General features: G+C 62.7%; 17 protein-coding genes. 5 read left to right on the top strand and 12 right to left on the bottom strand.

The annotated features are described in order from the left end of the window. Window positions 1-63: 63 nt before the first annotated feature. A complete protein-coding gene (locus ACIPIJ_RS00330) occupies window positions 64-978 on the top strand; it encodes a DUF808 domain-containing protein (protein ID WP_401071657.1) in 915 nt (304 codons plus the stop codon). A gap of 124 nt (window positions 979-1102) precedes the next feature. Here the strand turns inward: ACIPIJ_RS00330 and ACIPIJ_RS00325 are convergent, their stop codons facing one another. The 7 genes from ACIPIJ_RS00325 to puuE all read right to left on the bottom strand — a co-directional run bounded on the left by ACIPIJ_RS00325 (window position 1103) and on the right by puuE (window position 8066). After that, window positions 1103-1885 carry an outer membrane protein OmpK gene (locus ACIPIJ_RS00325; protein WP_401071655.1) on the bottom strand — a complete coding sequence of 261 codons (783 nt, stop codon included), beginning with the start codon at window positions 1883-1885 and terminating at the stop codon, window positions 1103-1105. A 353-nt stretch (window positions 1886-2238) separates the two neighbouring features. After that, window positions 2239-3024: an outer membrane protein OmpK gene (locus ACIPIJ_RS00320; RefSeq protein WP_401071653.1), complete on the bottom strand. Its 786-nt coding sequence runs from the start codon at window positions 3022-3024 to the stop codon at window positions 2239-2241. A 138-nt stretch (window positions 3025-3162) separates the two neighbouring features. After that, a complete protein-coding gene (locus ACIPIJ_RS00315; protein ID WP_008091647.1) occupies window positions 3163-4518 on the bottom strand; it encodes a nucleobase:cation symporter-2 family protein in 1356 nt (451 codons plus the stop codon). A 174-nt stretch (window positions 4519-4692) separates the two neighbouring features. Beyond that, the gene (locus ACIPIJ_RS00310) at window positions 4693-6021 is read right to left on the bottom strand and encodes a urate hydroxylase PuuD (RefSeq protein WP_401071651.1); all 1329 of its coding nucleotides are present in this window, start codon (window positions 6019-6021) and stop codon (window positions 4693-4695) included. Between the two features lie 43 nt (window positions 6022-6064). Continuing rightward, window positions 6065-6568, bottom strand: a complete 504-nt coding sequence (locus ACIPIJ_RS00305) for an ureidoglycolate lyase (protein ID WP_346614048.1) — start codon at window positions 6566-6568, stop codon at window positions 6065-6067. A gap of 56 nt (window positions 6569-6624) precedes the next feature. Next, window positions 6625-7140: a 2-oxo-4-hydroxy-4-carboxy-5-ureidoimidazoline decarboxylase gene (gene uraD / locus ACIPIJ_RS00300; protein ID WP_401071649.1), complete on the bottom strand. Its 516-nt coding sequence runs from the start codon at window positions 7138-7140 to the stop codon at window positions 6625-6627. Further along, entirely contained in the window at window positions 7140-8066 is a 927-nt protein-coding gene (gene puuE / locus ACIPIJ_RS00295; protein ID WP_264312246.1) for an allantoinase PuuE, read from the bottom strand. The genes uraD and puuE overlap by 1 nt, the downstream gene beginning before the upstream one ends. Before the next feature lie 376 nt (window positions 8067-8442). On the opposite strand from puuE, the gene uraH reads away from it, so the two are divergent. Then, window positions 8443-8796, top strand: a complete 354-nt coding sequence (uraH, locus tag ACIPIJ_RS00290; RefSeq protein ID WP_401071647.1) for a hydroxyisourate hydrolase — start codon at window positions 8443-8445, stop codon at window positions 8794-8796. A 153-nt stretch (window positions 8797-8949) separates the two neighbouring features. On the opposite strand, the gene ACIPIJ_RS00285 is transcribed toward uraH, so the two are convergent. Beyond that, the gene (locus ACIPIJ_RS00285; RefSeq protein ID WP_401071645.1) at window positions 8950-10299 is read right to left on the bottom strand and encodes an NCS2 family permease; all 1350 of its coding nucleotides are present in this window, start codon (window positions 10297-10299) and stop codon (window positions 8950-8952) included. 282 nt (window positions 10300-10581) lie between these two features. On the opposite strand from ACIPIJ_RS00285, the gene ACIPIJ_RS00280 reads away from it, so the two are divergent. Both ACIPIJ_RS00280 and aqpZ read left to right on the top strand, forming a co-directional pair. Beyond that, window positions 10582-11337, top strand: a complete 756-nt coding sequence (locus tag ACIPIJ_RS00280; RefSeq protein WP_401071643.1) for a GntR family transcriptional regulator — start codon at window positions 10582-10584, stop codon at window positions 11335-11337. 160 nt (window positions 11338-11497) lie between these two features. Beyond that, window positions 11498-12196: an aquaporin Z gene (gene aqpZ, locus ACIPIJ_RS00275; protein WP_401071641.1), complete on the top strand. Its 699-nt coding sequence runs from the start codon at window positions 11498-11500 to the stop codon at window positions 12194-12196. Here aqpZ and guaD read toward each other — a convergent pair. From guaD to xdhA, 4 genes are read right to left on the bottom strand one after another with little or no spacing between them, the layout of a single operon-like run. After that, window positions 12193-13497 carry a guanine deaminase gene (guaD, locus tag ACIPIJ_RS00270; RefSeq protein ID WP_401071639.1) on the bottom strand — a complete coding sequence of 435 codons (1305 nt, stop codon included), beginning with the start codon at window positions 13495-13497 and terminating at the stop codon, window positions 12193-12195. The genes aqpZ and guaD overlap by 4 nt on opposite strands. A 10-nt stretch (window positions 13498-13507) precedes the next feature. Then, window positions 13508-14353 (bottom strand): xanthine dehydrogenase accessory protein XdhC, encoded by an 846-nt coding sequence (xdhC, locus tag ACIPIJ_RS00265; protein ID WP_401071637.1) that lies wholly within the window; start codon window positions 14351-14353, stop codon window positions 13508-13510. A gap of 56 nt (window positions 14354-14409) precedes the next feature. Further along, window positions 14410-16806, bottom strand: coding sequence for a xanthine dehydrogenase molybdopterin binding subunit (gene xdhB, locus ACIPIJ_RS00260; RefSeq protein ID WP_401071635.1), 2397 nt, complete (start codon window positions 16804-16806; stop codon window positions 14410-14412). After that, a complete protein-coding gene (gene xdhA / locus ACIPIJ_RS00255) occupies window positions 16799-18253 on the bottom strand; it encodes a xanthine dehydrogenase small subunit (protein ID WP_401071633.1) in 1455 nt (484 codons plus the stop codon). Before xdhA ends, xdhB begins: the two co-directional genes overlap by 8 nt. 268 nt (window positions 18254-18521) lie before the next feature. On the opposite strand from xdhA, the gene ACIPIJ_RS00250 reads away from it, so the two are divergent. Further along, the gene (locus ACIPIJ_RS00250; RefSeq protein ID WP_401071631.1) at window positions 18522-19181 is read left to right on the top strand and encodes a GntR family transcriptional regulator; all 660 of its coding nucleotides are present in this window, start codon (window positions 18522-18524) and stop codon (window positions 19179-19181) included.

The following is a 19181-nucleotide window of genomic DNA, read 5'->3' as shown; positions in this document are numbered from 1 at the left end:
GCGCTCAAGGCAGCGACTTTCGGCTAGACTCCGGCCCATTCATTTCACGGGAAACAGGCAAACATGGCAGGAAGCAGTCTACTGGTACTGATCGACGACATCGCCACGGTGCTCGATGACGTATCGCTCATGACCAAGGTCGCGGCGAAGAAGACCGCGGGCGTATTGGGCGACGACCTGGCGCTCAACGCCCAGCAGGTCACTGGCGTGCGTGCCGAGCGCGAGATCCCGGTGGTGTGGGCGGTGGCCAAGGGCTCGTTTGTCAACAAGGCGATCCTGGTGCCGGCGGCGCTGCTGATCAGTGCGTTCATCCCCTGGGCGGTGACGCCGTTGCTGATGATCGGCGGCGCGTACCTGTGCTTTGAAGGGTTCGAGAAGCTGGCGCACAAGTTCCTGCACAGCAAGGAAGAAGATGCGGCCCAGCACAGTTTGCACAGTGAAGCCTTGGCCGATCCGAACGTCGACCTGGTGGCTTACGAGAAGACCAAGATCAAGGGTGCGGTGCGTACCGACTTCATCCTCTCGGCGGAGATCATCGCCATCACCCTGGGCACCGTGGCCGATGCGCCGCTGACCCAGCAGATCATCGTGCTGTCGGGCATCGCGATTGTCATGACCGTGGGTGTGTACGGGCTGGTGGGCGGTATCGTCAAGCTCGATGACCTGGGCTTGTGGATGACCCAGAAGGCGTCGAAGGTGGCCCAGGCGGTGGGCAATGGCATCCTGCGGGCGGCGCCTTACATGATGAAGAGCCTGTCGGTCATCGGCACCGCGGCGATGTTCCTGGTGGGTGGCGGGATTCTGGTGCACGGGGTTGCGCCGCTGCATCATGCCATCGAGGCGTTCAGTGAAGGGCGGGGCGGAGCGTTGACCGGGGCGTTGCTCAACGGCGGTGTGGGGATTGTCGCGGGTGCCGCGGTGCTTGCTGTCGTAGCGCTGGCCGGCAAGCTGTGGCGGGCGGTAAAGCCCGCCACCTGATGCGTATGGCCGGGGCAAGCCCCGGAACGCCGGCAAGCCGGCTCCCACAGGTACCCCACCTATCTCAGGCGCGGCGCTATCTCTGTAGGAGCCGGCTTGCCGGCGATGGGCAGCAGCCCGGTTATCAGAAGTGAACCTTGACCAGGAAGCTTGCGGTGTTCTGGTCGGTGGTGAACCCGTCGGAATCCTTGATGCCGTACTTGTTCTTCCAGTAGTCGTACTCAAAGCCGACGTACAGCTGCTTCTCGCCCAGGTGCAGCGCCTTGCCCAGGTCATATTTGACCTGTGGGTTGAAGTGCAGGTTGGCGTGGTATTCGCCACGGCGGTTCTCGTCGTTGTCGACCACCCAGTCCATGAAACCGTCGATGAGGATGTCAGACGAGCCCACCGGGAGGGTGTACGACCACACTGGGGTGATCTGCCAGACGTTGTCACCGGCGCGGCTGCCGTCGGTGGTGCGCTGGTAGAAGTTCAGCTGGAAGTAGTCGAAGCCGGGGATGTCCAGGTCGAAGCCTGGGCCAATCAGGTAGGACTCGGTGTCACCCTCGCCGAACTCGTAGGTCATCGCCAGCAGTACGTCCTTGACCGGGCCGAAGGCCAGCTTCTGGTCGAAGATCTTGCCAAACGACAGGCGCGGGCTGATTTCACCATAGTAGGTGTTGTCGCCATTGCCCGCGTCCTTCTTGCCGTTGTAGAAAATCTTGTCGACGAAGATGAAGTTGTCGCCGTACTTCCAGCCGTCAGCGTGCTCGAAGGTCACGGTTTGCTGGATGGCCGGGTTGACCTTGAAGTTCTTGCCCCACAGGTAGGTCAGGCTGTTGTTTTGCCACTGCAGCAGGTCATCGGCGTAGGTGGTGCCACAGGCCAGCAGGCCGCCCGCGAGAATCAGGCTGTTGATGGTACGCATTGCGAGTGTCGCTCCCTTGATTGATCTGTTGTCAGCGCTCGGTGTTGGCGCTGTTTTTGTCTTTTGAGTCAGCTTTTTTCGATAGGCCACAGCTATTTGGCAAGAGCTGCGCCAACTTTCCGGGTTAGCTACAACCTTCCTGCTCGACTCGTTCTGAACGGATGAAAATGGGTATTTCAGGCTGGCAACACGTTGGCCAACCGCCCGAATTCATTGACTGAGCGGTCAGTAAACGCGGGCAGGATCCGTCCTGCCCTGATCGAGGGGGCGCGCAGATTACTGGCTTGCGCGCCTGGCCTCAAGTGCTCCGTCCTGGAGCACAGTGAATCAAACTTGGGCGTTTGATCAGTTTTTTAGAAATGCACCTTGATCAGGGCGCTGGCGACGCTCTGGTTGCTCTCCAGATTGCCGCGGCTGTCGATGCCGTACTTGTCCTTCCAGTAGCTGTATTCAAAACCCACGTACAGCTGTTTGGCGCCCAGGTTCAGGGCCTTGCCCAGGTCGTATTTGACCTGCGGGTTGAAGTGCAGGTTGGCGTGGTAGGTGCCGCGGCGGTTCTGATCGTTGTCGGGCACCCAGTCCATGTAACCGTCGATCAGAATGTCCGAGCGGCCCACTGGGAGGGTGTAGGACCAGCCGGGGGTGATCTGCCAGACGTTGTCACCGGGGCGGCTGCCCTCGGTGTTGCGCACATAGAAATTCAAGGTGAAGTAGTTGAAGCCGGGTATGTTCAGGTCGAAGCCGGGGCCGATCAGGTAGGCCTCGTTGTCGCCTTCGCCACGCTCGTAGGTCATGGCCAGCAGCACATCCTTGACCGGGCCGAAGGCCAGCTTCTGGTCGAAGATCTTGCCGAACGAAAGGCGCGGGCTGAACTCACCGTAATAGGTGGTCACGCCTTTGCTGGCGTCGGGCTTGCCGTTGTAGAAAATCTTGTCGACGAACAGGAAGGTGTCGCCGTACTTCCATTTGTTGGCGTGCTCGAACGTGATGGTCTGCTGGATATCAGGGTTGACCTTGAAGTCCTTGCCGTACAGATAGGTCAGGCTTTCGCCATGCCACAGCAGCCATTCGCCTGCATGCGCGGGGAGGGTGGCCAGCAGGCTGCTGCCCAGCAACAGGCTTGATGCGATGCGCTTCATGTTGTGATTCCCGGACTTATTGTTTTTGTTGGCGGTTTTTTTGGCGCGCAAGCGCCCCGGGCAGCCCATTCCGGCGGGCCGACGGCACAGCGGTTACTGCGAAAGGTGAGAAAGGGCGGCGTTGCGCCGCCCTGCAATTCAATGCTGGTGACAGGCGTCGTTATGCGCCGCGCGGTCAGCGCCACCGAGGATGTTGAACAGCACGTTCAGCACCAGGGCGCTGACGGTGGCCATGGCGATGCCGCTGTGGGTGATGGGCTCCATCCACTGCGGCATCTGCGCGAAGAACTCCGGACGCACCACTGGGATCAGGCCGAAGCCCACACTGACCGCAACCAGCAGCTGGTTGCGACGGTCGCCGATGTCGGCTTCCTGGAGGATCTTGATCCCGGTGGCCGTGACCATGCCGAACATGGCAATGGACGCGCCGCCCAGTACTGCAGGCGGGATCGAAGCAATCAGGAAGGCCGCCTTGGGCAGCAGGCTTAGCAGGATCAGCAGCGCGCCGGCCACGATGGTGACGAAGCGGCAGCGTACCCCGGTCATCTGCACCAGGCCGATGTTCTGCGCGAAGGAGGAGTGGGTGAAGGTGTTGAAGAAGCCGGCAATGAACGATGCACCGGCATCGCACAGCAGGCCGCGGCGCAGCATCCCGGGGGTGACTTCGCGATCGGTCACCTTGCCCAGGGCGAGGAACATGCCCGTGGACTCGACGAAGATGATCACCACCACCAGGCACATCGACAGGATCGGTGCCAGGCTGAAGGTCGGCATGCCGAAGTGCAGTGGGGTGACCACTTGCAGCCACGGCGCTTCGTTCAGGCCGGACAGGTCGACCATGCCGATGGAGCCCGCCAGGATGTAGCCCAGGCCCATGCCCACCAGCACCGACACGTTGACCCAGAAGCCGCGCATGAAGCGGTTGATCAACAGGATCACGGCCAGCACCAGGCCCGCCACCATCAGGTAGATCGGCGAGCCGAAGGCTTCTGCCTCATGGCCGCCACCGGCCCAGTTGACCGCGACCGGGAACAGCGAAAGGCCGATCGAGGTAATCACGGTACCGGTGACCAGCGGAGGGAAGAAGCGCACGACCTTGGACATGAACGGCGCGATCAGCATGCCGAAGAACCCGGCAGCGATGGTCGCCCCGAAGATCCCCTGCAGGCCTACGCCGGGCATGCCGGCCATGGCTACCATGCTGCCGACGGCCGCGAAACTGGCGCCCATCATCACGGGCATGCGGATCCCGACAGGGCCGATACCGAACGACTGGATGATGGTGGCGACGCCGGCGACCAGCAGGTCGGCGTTGATCAGGAAAGCGACTTCTTCACGGGACAATCCGGCCGCCTGGCCGATGATCAAAGGTACGGCGATCGCGCCTCCGTACATCAGCAGAACGTGTTGCAGGCCAACCAGGATCAGTTGGAACAGGGGCAGAGGCTCTCGCGGCGGCGCAACGGGAATGTACGCCTTGCGTGACTCGGACATGCAGCACCTCGAGTTTTGTTTTTATTCTCGGATCCAAGCGCCAGGCTGCAGGCCTGGGCGCTCGATGCTTGCTTGTTGCGTGTTTCTTGTAGTTCGGGCCGGCAGTGCCGGCCCTTTTCGCGGCGCAAGGCCGCTCCCGCCAGGGCGCGCGGACGCCCCGGCAGGAGAGGTGTATCAGTTGACTTGAGCGCCTTTGGCGATCCAGTCACCCACGAGCTTGCGCTCTTCGGTGGTCATCTGGGTGATGTTGCCCAGCGGCATGATCTGGCTGGCGACCGCTTGCGCCTGAATGCGCGCGGCCTGGGCCTGGATCTGCTGCGGGGTGTCGAACATCACGCCGGCAGGGGCGGCGCTGAACAGTGGGCTGGTCGGTTTCGACGAGTGGCACACGGTGCAGCGTTCCTGGATGACGGTGTGGATCTTGTCGAACGCGCCGCCGCCCACCTGGGCAGTGGCTTGAGCCTGCGCCTCAGTCGGTGCGGCAGCGGCTTGGGCTGCCTTGGCAGCATCCTCGGCGCGCTGTTCGGCAGCGGTCTTGCCACCCACGGCGGTCGCCGGCAGCGGTTGGTACTCGACCTTCGCCGCCGCCTGCTCAGGCGCAACAGCCATCGGCTTGGGGCCGGTGACGTAGGCCAGGCAGATCATCGCCAGGGCACCGACGGGCAGGGTCCAGGCGTACTTGGCGCTGTCGTGACGGGTGTTGAAGTAGTGGCGGATCAGTACCGCAGCTACTGCAATGCCGGCCAGGATCAGCCAGTTGTACTGGCTACCGTAGGTGCTCGGGAAGTGGTTGCTGATCATGATGAACAGCACCGGCAGGGTGAAGTAGTTGTTGTGACGCGAACGCAGCAGGCCTTTGGCCGGCAGGCGTGGGTCGGGGGTGGTGTTGGCTTCGATCGCGGCCACCAGCTGGCGCTGGGCCGGCATGATGATGCGGAACACGTTGCCGACCATGATGGTGCCGATGATCGCGCCGGTGTGCAGGTACGCGCCACGGCCGCTGAACACCAGGCTGAAGCCCCAGCAGGCGGCGATGATCAGTACGAACAGCACGCCGCCAAGCAGCGCCGGGCGTTTGCCCAGTGGCGAGTCGCACAGCAGGTCGTAGATGAACCAGCCGGCCACCAGCGAACCGATACCGATGGCCACGCCCTCGGCACCGCTCAGGGTGCTGCCAGGGGCCAGCAGGTACAGGGTCGGGTTCCAGTAGAACACCACGCACAGCAGGGCGATACCGGACATCCAGGTGAAGTAGGCTTCCCATTTGAACCAGTGCAGGTTCTCGGGCATTTTCGGCGGCGCCAGCTTGTACTTCTCAAGGTGGTAGATACCACCGCCGTGGATGGCCCAAAGGTCACCCGACAGCCCGTCACGCGGATTGCTCCGGTTCAGGTTGTTTTCCAGCCAGACGAAGTAGAACGATGCACCGATCCAGGCGACACCGGTGATCATGTGAACCCAGCGAATGCTCAGGTTCAGCCATTCGTGAAGGTGTGCTTCCACAGTATGTACCTCTGCCAGTCACCAAACGATGACTGACCTTTTCTTATTGGTGGGGATTGAGGATCAGCATCTGTTCCTCGGTGAAGTAATGCTCATCGCAGTTGTTGCCAGAACCACTGCGATCAACCACCAGGAAATCATCCCGCTTTTCGATCGTAAGCACCGGGTGGTGCCAAACGCCGCGATGGTAATTGACGCCCTGCCTGCCATTACTGCGGAAGGCACGGACCAAGCCTGATACAGGTGCATCGCCAACCGGCGCGACCACGATCAGAAAGGGGTTGCCGAGCAGCGGGATGAAAGCCTGGCTGCCCAGCGGATGGCGTTCCAGCATGCGCACGGTCAGCGGCATGTCCTGCGCGTCGGCGCGGAAGATGCTGATGATCGCGTTGTCTTCAGGCTCGGCGGTCTCGACCGTGGCGAGCTTGTGAAAGCGCATGGTCGAGCCGTTGTTGATCATGAAGTGGTCACTGCCATCGGTTTCGATAACGTCACCGAAGGCGGCGAAGGCTTCTTTGGTCAGGGGCTCGATCATCAGGGTGCGCATGCGGTTATCTCTTCTAAGTTCGTTATTCTGGATAAGGCTCTTACGTCGCTGCGGCGTTACAGCTGCAGCAGGCGGAACAGGGCGATCAGGTTGATCTGCGCCAGGGCTTCCTTGAACTCGGCATCCGCGTCGTTGTGGATGCGGCTTTCGAAAGCGGCGAGGATCTGGTGCCGGTTGCTGCCCTTGACCGCCATGATGAACGGGAACTGGAATTTAGCCTTGTAGGCATCGTTCAGCTCGGTGAAGCGGGCGAACTCTTCGGCGGTGCACTGATGGATACCGGCGCCGGCCTGCTCGTTCGTGCTCGACTCCGTCAGCTCGCCCTGGATGGCGGCTTTGCCGGCCAGGTCCGGGTGAGCGTTGATCAGTGCCAGTTGGTCTGCGTGGTTGGCGCTGAGCAGGATGTCGCTCATGCGCTGGTGCAGCGCCTCGATCTCGTCCAGCTCGCCCAGCTGGCCCAGGTCATAGGCTTTTTCGGCGACCCACGGCGAGTGCTCGTAGATGTCGGCGAAGGCGTTGACGAAGGCATCACGGCTCAGGGTCGATGGCTTGAGGGTCTTGAAGGCGGTCATCAGGCGTTCTCTTTCTTGTACGGGTGGGTGGTGTGCCAGTGGCGGGCGATGTCCGCGCGACGGGCGAACCAGACCTGGTCGTGGCTCTTGGCGTAGTCGACGAAGCGCTTCAGTGCGGCCAGGCGCGCCGGGCGGCCGACCAGGCGACAGTGCAGGCCGATGGAAAGCATTTTCGGTGCCTCGGCGCCTTCTTCGTACAGCACGTCGAAGGCGTCTTTTAGGTACTGGAAGAACTGCTCGCCGCAGTTGAAGCCCTGTACCTGGGTAAAGCGCATGTCATTGGTGTCCAGGGTGTACGGGATCACCAGGTGCGGCTTGCCGGTCGGGTTGTTGGGTTCCCAGTAGGGCAGGTCGTCGTCGTAGGTGTCGCTGTCGTAGAGGAAACCACCTTCCTCCATGACCAGGCGGCGGGTGTTCGGGCCGGTGCGGCCGGTGTACCAGCCCACCGGGCGCTCGCCGGTCAGTTCGGTGAGGATGCGGATGGCTTCGAGCATGTGCTCGCGCTCCTGGGCCTCGTCCATGTTCTGGTAGTCGATCCAGCGGTAGCCGTGGCTGCAGATCTCGTGACCGGCCTCGGCCATGGCGCGGATCACGTCGGGGTGGCGCTGGGCGGCCATGGCCACGGCGAACACGGTCAGCGGTACGCCGCTGTCCTTGAACAGCTTGAGCAGGCGCCACACGCCAGCGCGGCTGCCGTATTCGTACAGCGATTCCATGCTCATGTTGCGCTGGCCCTGCAGCGGCTGGGCAGCGACCATCTCGGACAGGAAGGCCTCGGACTCTTTGTCACCGTGCAGGATGTTGCGCTCGCCGCCTTCCTCGTAATTGAGCACGAAGGACAGCGCGATGCGAGCGTTGCCCGGCCATTGCGGGTGAGGAGGGTTGTTGCCGTAACCGATCAGGTCGCGAGGGTAGTCAGCGCTCACTGCAGTCTTCCTTCTTGTGCGTTTGTGCGGGGGTGGGCGGGCCGCGTCGGGATGTCGCACCACCGGATGGGCTGATTGTATACAACTTCTGAAATCTTTTGTAAGCCTGTTTTTCCGCATTTCTGCCCTTTTGTCGCGTGAGAATAGGTTGCAAGAAACCTGCCCAATTGGTCAGTAAATGCCATGAGGGTCTGCACAGCGCCTGATTTCGCGACAAAAAGCAGTGTTTGCGGGGCCGCGACGGATGGGCTCAAAAAATTGTGTACAATCTAGCGATGGAATGTCTTAATAACGTCATTCCCGCCCATCGCAGGCACTTGGCCGTGCTGATGGCTGTGTAATTTTTGCCCACAGATTGAACAAGAGGCGACAAGCAATGGGACGTTTGACTACACATGTACTGGATGCCGCTCACGGCTGCCCGGGCAGCGCGATCAAGGTCGAGCTGTACCGTGTCGAAGGCCAGCAGCTGGAGCTGGTGAACACTGCCCTGACCAACAGCGATGGGCGCGTCGATGCGCCGCTGCTGCAGGGTGACGACTACCGTACTGGCGTTTACCAGCTGCAATTCAGTGCTGGCGCCTATTACCGTGCTCGCGGCGTTCAGCTGCCCGACACGGCGTTTCTGGATGTTGTTGTGCTGCGCTTTGGCATCGACGAGAAACAGGATCACTACCATGTGCCTCTGCTGATCTCGCCTTACAGCTATTCGACCTATCGCGGGAGCTAGTTGGTCGCTAGAAGAATCTTCGTAGGTCCTTGGCCCGCTCTCACACTGGCGGGCTTTTTTTCGTCTGCTGTTTTTGTGTTGTCTTGATGGGCCTGTTCGGGCACCCAAAAAACAAAAGGGCGCCGAGGCGCCCTTTGTTGGTGCAAGTGGGTGTCAGAGGAACACGAACTTGGCGATGAAGATCGCGCACAGCACCCATAGGCTGGCTGAGATCTCCTTGTACTTGCCGGTACCCGCCTTCAGCGCCACGTAACTGATGAACCCCAGGGCAATCCCGTCCGCCACCGAGAAGGTCAGCGGCATCATGATCACGGTGACGATCGCCGGAATGCTGTCGGTGGCTTCATCCCAGTGGATGTGCGCCATGCTGCCCATCATCAGCATGGCCACGTAGATCAACGCGCCTGCGGTGGCATACGCAGGGATCATCCCGGCCAGCGGGGCGAAGAACATCGCGGCGACGAACAGCAAGCCAACCACAACCGCTGTCAGCCCGGTACGCCCGCCGGCGGCCACACCGGCGGCACTCTCCACATAGCTGGTCACCGGCGGCACGCCGACCACGGCGCCGAACACGCTCGATGCACTGTCCGCCTTCAGCGCCCGCGACAGGTTCTCGATTCGGCCGTCAGGCGCCACCAGGTTGGCCCGCTGCGCCACGCCCATCAAGGTGCCTGCCGTGTCGAACATGTGCACGAAGAGGAAGGCCAGCACCACGCTGATCATGCTGACGTTGAACACCCCGGCCACATCCATGGCCATCCAGGTCGGCGCCAGGCTCGGCGGCATCGACATCACCCCGCCGAACGTCACCAGGCCCAGCCCCCAACCCGCCAGGGTAACGCCGATGATGCTGATCAGGATCGCGCCAAACACGCGTTTGTAGCTGAGGATGGCGATCAGCAGGAAGCACACTGCCGCCAGCAGCGGGCCTGGCTCATGCAGCGAGCCCAGCTTGATCAAGGTGGCCGGGCTGTCGACGATGATTCCCGCAGTCTTCAGGCCGATCAGCCCGAGAAACAATCCGACGCCAGCCCCCATTGCATGGCGCAGGCTGACTGGAATGCTGTTGAGCAGCCATTCGCGCACTTTCGACAAGGTCAGGAACATGAACAGCACGCCCGAGACGAACACCGCGCCCAGTGCCGTTTCCCAGTTGTAGCCCATGGTGCCGACCACGGTGTAGGTAAAGAAGGCGTTCAGCCCCATGCCCGGCGCCAGGCCCACGGGCCAGTTGGCGTACAGGCCCATCAGCAGGCAGCCGAGGGCGGCGGCGATGCAGGTGGCGACGAAGGCCGCACCGTGGTCGATGCCGGCGTCGGCCATGATATTGGGGTTGACGAAGATAATGTAGGCCATGGTGATGAAGGTGGTCACCCCGGCGATCAGTTCGGTCCTGACGGTGCTGCCGTGTTGCTTGAGTTTGAAAATCCGCTCCAGCCAACTCGTTTCGAGCGGTGGAGCGAGATCCAGCGTAGGTGCGTCGGATTTGCGGCTTTCCACAGCGATACTCCTCAAGTCTTTCTTGTTGTTCTTGGAGCCAGTGACCTGCGCAATGCACTTGGTGGCTCCGCGAGGGATGGCAGACGTCTGACGCGTTTGTTGACTTACGGGTCAAGAAGTTGCTCGATGGATTATGCTTTTGTGTACAAAGAAAGCAAATAATGTTTTATGTTTTGTGCGCACAATCTGTCGTGCAACGGCTATATAGGTAAAAGGCTACCTGCAGAAACGGCTCAGCCTGTGTACAATGCCGACATACTTTCCTTCGTGCCTCGAGAGCCCATGAACGAACAGCTGCAACCTCTGAAGAAACCTGCACGCGTCGGCAAGGCCGGCCGCAGTGGTACCCAGGACGATATCGTCTATGCGCATATCTTCGAGGCGATCCTCGAGCAGCGACTGGCGCCGGGCACCAAGTTGAGCGAGGAAGCGCTGGGCGAGATCTTTGGCGTCAGCCGCACCATTATCCGCCGCGCCTTGTCGCGCCTGGCACATGAAAGCGTCGTGCTGCTGCGGCCCAACCGCGGTGCTGTGGTAGCCAGCCCGACGGTCGAAGAAGCGCGCCAGGTGTTCTTCTCGCGTCGCATGGTCGAGCGCGCCATTACCGAGCTGGCGGTGCAGCACGCCACCCTGGAGCAGCTCAACGAGTTGCGCCATATGGTGCGCGAAGAGCGCGACAGCTTCTCGCGTGGCGATCGCGGTGCGGGCATCCGCCTGTCCGGCGAATTTCACCTCAAGCTGGCCGAGGCGGCCGGCAATGCGCCGCTGGTCAGCTTCCAGCGCAGCCTGGTGTCGCAGACGTCGCTGATCATCGCCCAGTACGAGAGCGGCAACCGCTCGCACTGCTCGTATGACGAGCACATGCAACTGATCGATGCCATCGAGGCGCGGGATGCGGAGCAGGCCGTGAGCCTGATGATGCATCACATGGACCACATCGACAGCAAGCTCAACCTGGACGAGGAAAGTGCCTCGGACGACCTGCATGCGGTGTTCTCGCACCTGCTGAAAAAACCGAAGGCTGCGGCCAAGGGTTGATCGTTTGCCTGTGAACCGAAGGGGCCGCTAAGCGGCCCTTTTGCGTTGCAGGCCCTGCTGGTCATTCGCTCAATACCTGATAAATTTGCTAGTTGCAAACCCCTTTTCAATGTGGTTGGGCTTGCGCAGTCGCTGCGTTCCACTACTTGAGGAGAGGTCCATGACTACGTCTTTGGGTGTGCGCATGGGTGCCGAGCTGGTCGGCACTTTCTGGCTGGTGCTGGGCGGGTGCGGCAGTGCCGTACTGGCGGCCAGTTCCCCGGTTGGCATCGGTGTCCTTGGTGTCGCTTTCGCTTTTGGCCTGACTGTATTGACCATGGCCTTCGCCATTGGCCACATCTCCGGTTGCCATCTCAACCCCGCGGTGTCGTTCGGGCTGGTGGTCGGTGGGCGCTTTCCAGCCAAGGAATTGCTGCCTTACGTGATCGCCCAGGTGATCGGGGCAGTCCTGGCCGCGGCGGTGATCTACTTGATTGCCAGTGGCAAGGCGGGTTTCGAACTGTCGTCGGGGCTGGCCTCCAACGGCTACGCCGACCACTCGCCCGGTGGCTATTCGCTGGCGGCGGGGTTTGTCAGTGAGGTGGTAATGACGGCGATGTTCCTGGTGATCATCATGGGCGCCACCGACGCGCGGGCCCCGGCCGGCTTTGCGCCGATCGCCATCGGCCTGGCCCTGACCCTGATTCACCTGATCTCGATCCCGGTGACCAACACCTCGGTCAACCCCGCGCGTAGCACGGGGCCGGCCCTGCTTGTCGGTGGTTGGGCCTTGCAGCAGCTGTGGCTGTTCTGGCTGGCGCCGCTGATCGGGGCGGCGATCGGCGGCGCGCTGTACCGGGGCCTGGCGAAACAGCCTTAACGCTGGTGTACGCAACGCCCGGCGGCGTAGGTTTCACGTACGGTGCGGTCGTCGCCCAGGGTGGTGAGCACGAACAGGGTTTCTTCGATGCTGCCGGACTGCTGGATACGGTAGTCCAGCAGCGGCGTGGCCTTGTAGTCGAGCACCACGAAGTCGGCATCGTTGCCCGGGCGCAGGCTGCCGATGCGGTCATCCAGGCGCAGCGCGCGGGCGCCGCCGAGGGTGGCCAAGTACAGCGACTTGTACGGGTGCAGGCGCACGTCTTGCAGCTGCATCACCTTGTACGCTTCGTTCAGGGTGTTGAGCAGCGAGAAGCTGGTGCCGGCGCCGACGTCGGTGCCCAGGCCCACGTTGACCTTGAACTTCTCCGCTTGCGGCAAATTGAACAGGCCACTGCCGAGGAACAGGTTGGAGGTCGGGCAGAAGGCGATGGCCGAGCCGGTTTCGGACAGGCGCTGGCACTCTTCGTCACACAGGTGCACGCCGTGGGCGAACACCGAGCGCTCGCCCAGGAGTTCGAAGTGGTCGTAGACGTCCAGGTAACCTTTCTGCTCAGGGAACAGCGCCTTGACCCAGTCGATCTCCTTGAGGTTCTCGGACAGGTGGGTGTGCAAATAAACGCCCGGGTGTTCCTTGAGCAACTGGCCGGCCAGGGCCAGTTGCTCAGGCGTGCTGGTCGGCGCGAAACGCGGGGTGACCGCATAGTGCAGGCGGCCCTTGCCGTGCCAGCGCTCGATCAGCGCCTTGCTGTCGGTGTAGCTGGTTTCGGCGGTGTCGGTGAGGTAGTCCGGGGCATTGCGGTCCATCATCACCTTGCCGGCGATCATCCGCAGGTCCAGGCGCTCGGCCTCTTCGAACAGCGCATTGACCGACTGCGGGTGCACACTACCGAACACCAGCGCAGTGGTGGTGCCGTTGCGCAGCAGTTCCTTGAGGAAGATCTTCGCCACCGTGTCGGCATGATCCTTGTCGGCGAACTGCTTTTCGCACGGGAAGGTGTAGGTATTGAGCCAGTCCAGCAGCTGTTCGCCGTAGGAGCCGATCATGCCGGTCTGCGGGAAGTGGATGTGGGTGTCGATGAAGCCCGGGGTAATCAGGGCATCCTGGTAATGCACCACTTCGATGTCGGCCGCCAGGGTCGGCAGCAACTCGCTGGCATGGCCGAGGGCGCTGATGCGGCCATCGTCGATCACCAGCAGGCCGTCCTCGTAATACTCATGGGAGGCTTGCAGGCCGACCTCGGCCGGGTCGGCGATGCTGTGCAGGATGGCGGCACGGTAGGCTTTGCGGGTAACGGTCATAACTCACTCGTCAGATAGCTTGGCTGCGCCGGGAGGGCGGCAGCAACTGGGCAATGGGGCCGGCATTGGCGCCAGCATCGTGCTGGCCGAAGCAGGCGTTGTAGGTGGCGATGATTTCGCCGGCGATGGACACGGCGATCTCGATCGGCAGCTTGCCCTTGACCTCGGCGAGGCCCATCGGGCAGCGCATGCGCGCCATCACGGCGTCGTCGAAGCCGCGCTCGCGCAGGCGGTGCTCGAACTTGACCCGTTTGGTCTTCGAGCCGATCAGCCCGAACCAGGTAAAATCGTTGCGTTTGAGAATGGCGGCGGTCAGCTCCAGGTCGAGCTGGTGGTTGTGGGTCATGACGATGCAGTAGCAACCGGCGGGCAGTTCGGCCACTTCGTCGACCGGCTCCTCGCTCACCACCTTGGTCACCCCGTTGGGGATGAGCTCGGGGAATTCCTGTTCACGCGAATCGATCCAACGCACCCGGCAGGGCAGCGCGGCGAGCAAGGGTACCAGAGCCCGGCCGACATGGCCCGCGCCGAACACGGCGATCTGCGCCTGCACGGCGGTCATCGGCTCGAACAGCAGCACGGTGACGCCCCCGCAGCACTGGCCGAGGCTGGCGCCGAGGCTGAAGCGCTCCAGGTGCGGGGTGCTGCGGTGTTCTTCGAGCATCTGCCGGGCGATGTGCAGTGCCTTGAACTCCAGGTGGCCACCGCCGATGGTGTCGTACAGGCCGCTGGCGCTGACGACCATTTTCGAGCCGGCGTTACGTGGCGTCGAGCCACGTTCCTCGATGATGGTCACCAGCACGCAGGGTTCGCCGCGGGACTGGTGGTCGGCGAGGGCGTTGATCCATTGGTGCATGATTCAGCCTCTCTTCGTAAATGCACGCGGTCCTTGTGGGAGCGGTGCTGTCCCGATTACTGCGTCACGGTTTCCAGCTGCTTGGCCTGCTGCGCCGCAGCCACGTCCTTGCGCATCTGCTCACAGCCCCACAACACCCGCTCCGGTGTCGCCGGTGCGTCGATGTTTGGCTGCACGCGGTAGTCGGCGATGCTGGCCACGGCGTCCTTGATCGCGCACCAGGCGGCGATGCCGAGCATGAACGGCGGCTCACCCACGGCCTTGGAGTGGAACACGGTGTCCTCCGGGTTCTTGCGGTTTTCCACCAGCTTCACCCGCAGGTCCAGCGGCATGTCGGCCACGGCCGGGATCTTGTAGCTGGCCGGGCCATTGGTCATCAACTTGCCCTTGGCGTTCCACACCAGCTCTTCGGTGGTCAGCCAGCCCATGCCCTGAATGAACCCGCCCTCTACCTGGCCGATGTCGATGGCCGGGTTCAGCGAGTCGCCGACGTCGTGCAGGATGTCGGCACGCAGCATCTTGTACTCGCCGGTCAGGGTATCAACGATCACCTCGACGCAGGCTGCGCCGAAGGCGTAGTAGTAGAACGGCCGGCCGCGCGCCTGGCTGCGGTTGTAGAAGATCTTCGGCGTGCGGTAGAAGCCGGTGGTCGACAGTGACACCTGGGCAAAGTAGGCCTGCTGCACCAGTTGCTCGAAGCTGACGATCTGGTCGCGCATGCGCACATGGCCGTTGCGGAACTCGACGTCTTCTTCGGTCACATGGTAGTGCCGCGCGGCGAACTCGGTGAGGCGCTTCTTGAGGATTTCGGCGGCGTTCTGCGCGGCCTTGCCGTTCAGGTCGGCGCCGCTGGAGGCAGCGGTCGGCGAGGTGTTGGGCACCTTGTCAGTGTTGGTGGCGGTGATCTGGATGCGCCTGAAATCGACCTGGAAGATTTGCGCGACGACCTGCGCGACCTTGGTGTTCAGGCCCTGGCCCATCTCGGTGCCGCCGTGGTTCAGGTGGATGCTGCCATCGGTATAGATGTGGATCAGCGCACCGGCCTGGTTGAGGAAGGTGGCGGTGAACGAAATGCCGAACTTGACCGGGGTCAGCGCCAGGCCCTTCTTGAGGACCGGGCTGTTGGCGTTGAAGCGGCGGATCGACTCGCGGCGCTCGGCATAGTCGCTGCTGGCTTCCAGGTCGGCGGTCATTTCTTCGAGCATGTTGTGCTCGACGGTCTGGTAGTAGTGGGTGACGTTGCGCTCGGTCTTGCCGTAGTAGTTGGCCTTGCGCACGGCCAGCGGGTCGCGCCCCAGGTGGCGGGCGATATGGTCCATCACCTGCTCGATGGCGACCATGCCTTGAGGCCCGCCAAAGCCGCGGTAGGCGGTGTTGGAGGCGGTGTTGGTCTTGCAGCGGTGGCCGTGCACGGTGGCATCGCCCAGGTAGTAGGCGTTGTCGGAGTGGAACATCGCGCGGTCGACGATCGAACCGGACAGGTCGGGCGAGTAGCCGCAGTTGCCGGCCAGGTCGAAGTTGATGCCGTGCAGGCGGCCATTGTCATCGAAGCCGACGTCGTACTCGACATAGAACGGGTGACGCTTGCCGGTCATCATCATGTCTTCGACGCGCGGCAGGCGCATCTTGGTCGGCTGGCCGGTCAGGCGCGCGATCACCGCGCACAGGCAGGCCGGGCTGGCCGCCTGGGTTTCCTTGCCGCCAAAGCCGCCGCCCATGCGGCGCATGTCGAGCACCACCTTGTTCATCGGCACGTCGAGCACTTCGGCCACCAGCTTCTGTACTTCGGTGGGGTTCTGCGTGGAGCAGTACACGATCATGCCGCCGTCTTCGGTGGGCATCACCGACGAGATCTGCGTTTCCAGGTAGAAGTGCTCCTGGCCGCCAATGTGCAGGGTGCCCTGCAGGCGGTGCGGGGCGCTGGCCAGGGCTGCCACGGAGTCACCGCGCTGGTGGGTGTGGCTGTCGAGCACGAAGTGCTTCTTGCGCAATGCCTCGACCACATCCAGTACCGGCTCCAGGTCTTCGTACTCGATGACCGCGGCCATCGCCGCGCGGCGCGCGGTGTCGAGGTCGCGGGCGGCCACGGCGAGCACCGGCTGGCCGAAGAACTCGACCTTGTCGATGGCCAGCAGCGGGTCACCGGCGACCACCGGGCCGATGTCTTTCAGGCCGGGGATGTCCTCGTGGGTGATGGCGATGCGCACGCCCTCGAAGGCATAGCACGGCGTGGTGTCGATGCGCAGGATGCGCGCGTGGGCGCGGTCGGCGGTGCGCGCATACACATGCAGCTGGTTGGGGAATTCCAGGCGGTCGTCGATGTACAACGCCTCGCCGGCCACGTGCTTGTCGGCGCTGTCGTGCTTGACGCTGCGGCCAACCCCGGTGGTCAGGTCCTGGCTGAACAGTTCGGCCATCTCGGCCTGGCTCTTGACGGCGTGATGGTTAGACATAATCGGTCACCCGGGTTTCGATGTGCGGCGTTTGCAGTTCGATGAAGTACTTGCGCAGCAGGTTCTGCGCGGTCAGCAGGCGGTATTCCTTGCTGGCACGGAAGTCGCTGAGCGGGGTGAAGTCCTCGGCCAGGGCCTGGCAGGCGCGCTCGATGCTGGCCTGATTCCACGGTTTGCCGCGCAGGGCGGCTTCGCAGGCGCGGGCGCGTTTGGGGATTGCAGCCATGCCGCCAAAGGCGATGCGCACGCCGCTGACCACGCCGTCCTCGATGCTCAGGTTGAACGCAGCGCACACCGCCGAGATGTCGTCATCCAGGCGTTTGGACACTTTGTAGGCGCGGAAGGCCCAGTCATTGCTGGCACGTGGCACGATGATCTTCTCGATGAACTCGCTGTCCTGGCGGGCCGTGATGCGGTAGTCGATGAAGTAGTCTTCCAGCGCCATCGTGCGCTGGCGGTCGCCCTGGCGCAGGACGATCTGTGCATCCAGGGCGATCAGCAAGGGCGGCGAGTCGCCAATCGGCGAAGCGTTGCCGATGTTGCCGCCCAGGGTGCCCTGGTTGCGGATCTGCAGCGAAGCGAAGCGGTGCAGCAAGTCGCCGAAGTCGGGGTATTCCTCGTTGAGCGCGCCGTAGCAGTCGGTGAGCGGGGTGGCTGCGCCGATTTCCAGGTGGCTGGCGGTCTTGTCGATGCGCTTGAGCTCGGCCACGTGGCCGACGTAGATCATCACCGGCAGGGTTTTGTGAAACTGCGTGACTTCCAGCGCCAAGTCGGTACCGCCAGCCAGCAGGCGCGCTTCGGGGTGCGAGCTGTACAGGTCGGCCAGGTCGGCGACGGTCAGGGGCACCAGGCAGCGTTTGTCGCCGCTGTTGAGTTCGCCGGTCTGGGTGGGCGCAATGGCCTTGAGGCGGCTGATGGTCTGTGCCTGCTGGGCGTCGAACTGGTCGCGGCAGGGCAGGCGGCAGCTTTGTTCGGCGGCGTCGAGGATCGGCCGGTAGCCCGTGCAGCGGCACAGGTTGCCGGCCAGGGCTTCCTGGGCCTGATGCAGGTCGTGGCCCTGGCTGTTCTTCTGCAGGGCGAACAACGACATCACAAAGCCAGGGGTACAAAAGCCGCATTGCGAGCCGTGGCAGTCAGCCATGGCTTGTTGCACGCTGTGCAGTTCACCTTGGTGCTTGAGGCCTTCGACGCTGATCAGTTGCTTGCCGTGCAGCGACGAGACGAAGGTCAGGCAGGAGTTGAGGCTGCGGTATTGCAGGCGGTCCTGACCCTGGTCATCCTGGGTCAGCTCGCCGACCACCACGGTGCAGGCGCCGCAGTCGCCGCTGGCGCAGCCCTCTTTGGTGCCGGGTTTGCCCAGGTGCTCGCGCAGGTACTGCAGCACCGTCATGTTCGGGTCCAGGGCGTGCTCGCTGCGCAGCTCCTGGTTGACGAGAAACTGGATCACGGGGGATGGCCTCGCAATGGTTTTATTGTTGTTGGGCGGACAATAAGCAGAGCTGACACGCTGGTCAATAATTTTCTGACTTAAGGGTCAAGAAATTATCCGCAAGCCAATTTGGCCGCCCGGACTGCCCATATCTAAAGCATAGATCGCGCCGCCCAGGCGGCTGCCTGGCAGGTCAAATAAAGCCTTTCGCCCCTCTGCGCGAGGGCCGGCCAAGTGCGCTACAATCGCGCACTTGTACCCAGATCAATGATTCTGAAGGAAAACCATGACGTTCAAGGCGCCGGACAGCCTCTCCGAGCAGATTGCCGACTACCTGGCCGAACGCATCATCCGTGGCGAACTCGCACCCGGTGAGCGTATCCAGGAGCAGAAGGTCACTCAGGCACTGAATGTCAGCCGTGGCTCGGTGCGCGAAGCGCTGTTGATCCTCGAACGTCGCCATCTGGTAGCGATTTTGCCGCGACGTGGCGCCCATGTGACTCGGCTGGACGAACGCAGCGTGCGCAGCCTGTGCACCCTGATGGGCGAGTTCTACATTCTGCTGGGCAACGCCGTGGCGCAGAAATGGCGCACCGACAGCGACCTGCGCCCGTTTCTGGACATCCAGCAGCGCCTGGGCCTGGCCCGCGAGCAAGAGGACATCAAGGCCTTCGTCGCCGACAGTTTCGCGGTGATGCGCGCTGCCTACCCGTTCGCCGACAACCCGTACCTGCAGGAAACGGTGGAAAACCTGCAGCCGGCCATGAGCCGTGCCTATTACCTTGCCCTGGACCAGCGCCAGGCCAATATGCTCGATTACCTCGAGCTGTTCGCCCGCCTGCTCGACGCCGTGGTCGCCCGTGACCTGCCGCGCATCCGCGAGGTGCTTACCGCCTATTGCCAGCGCAGTTGCGAACTGGTGCTGGCGGCGCTGGCCCGAGGCTGA

It is taken from the genome of Pseudomonas sp. NPDC087185 (assembly GCF_044744955.1).
Taxonomy (GTDB): Bacteria; Pseudomonadota; Gammaproteobacteria; order Pseudomonadales; family Pseudomonadaceae; genus Aquipseudomonas.
Note: the sequence above shows the minus strand (reverse complement) of the source record. Positions and strands in the feature narration are given on the sequence as shown.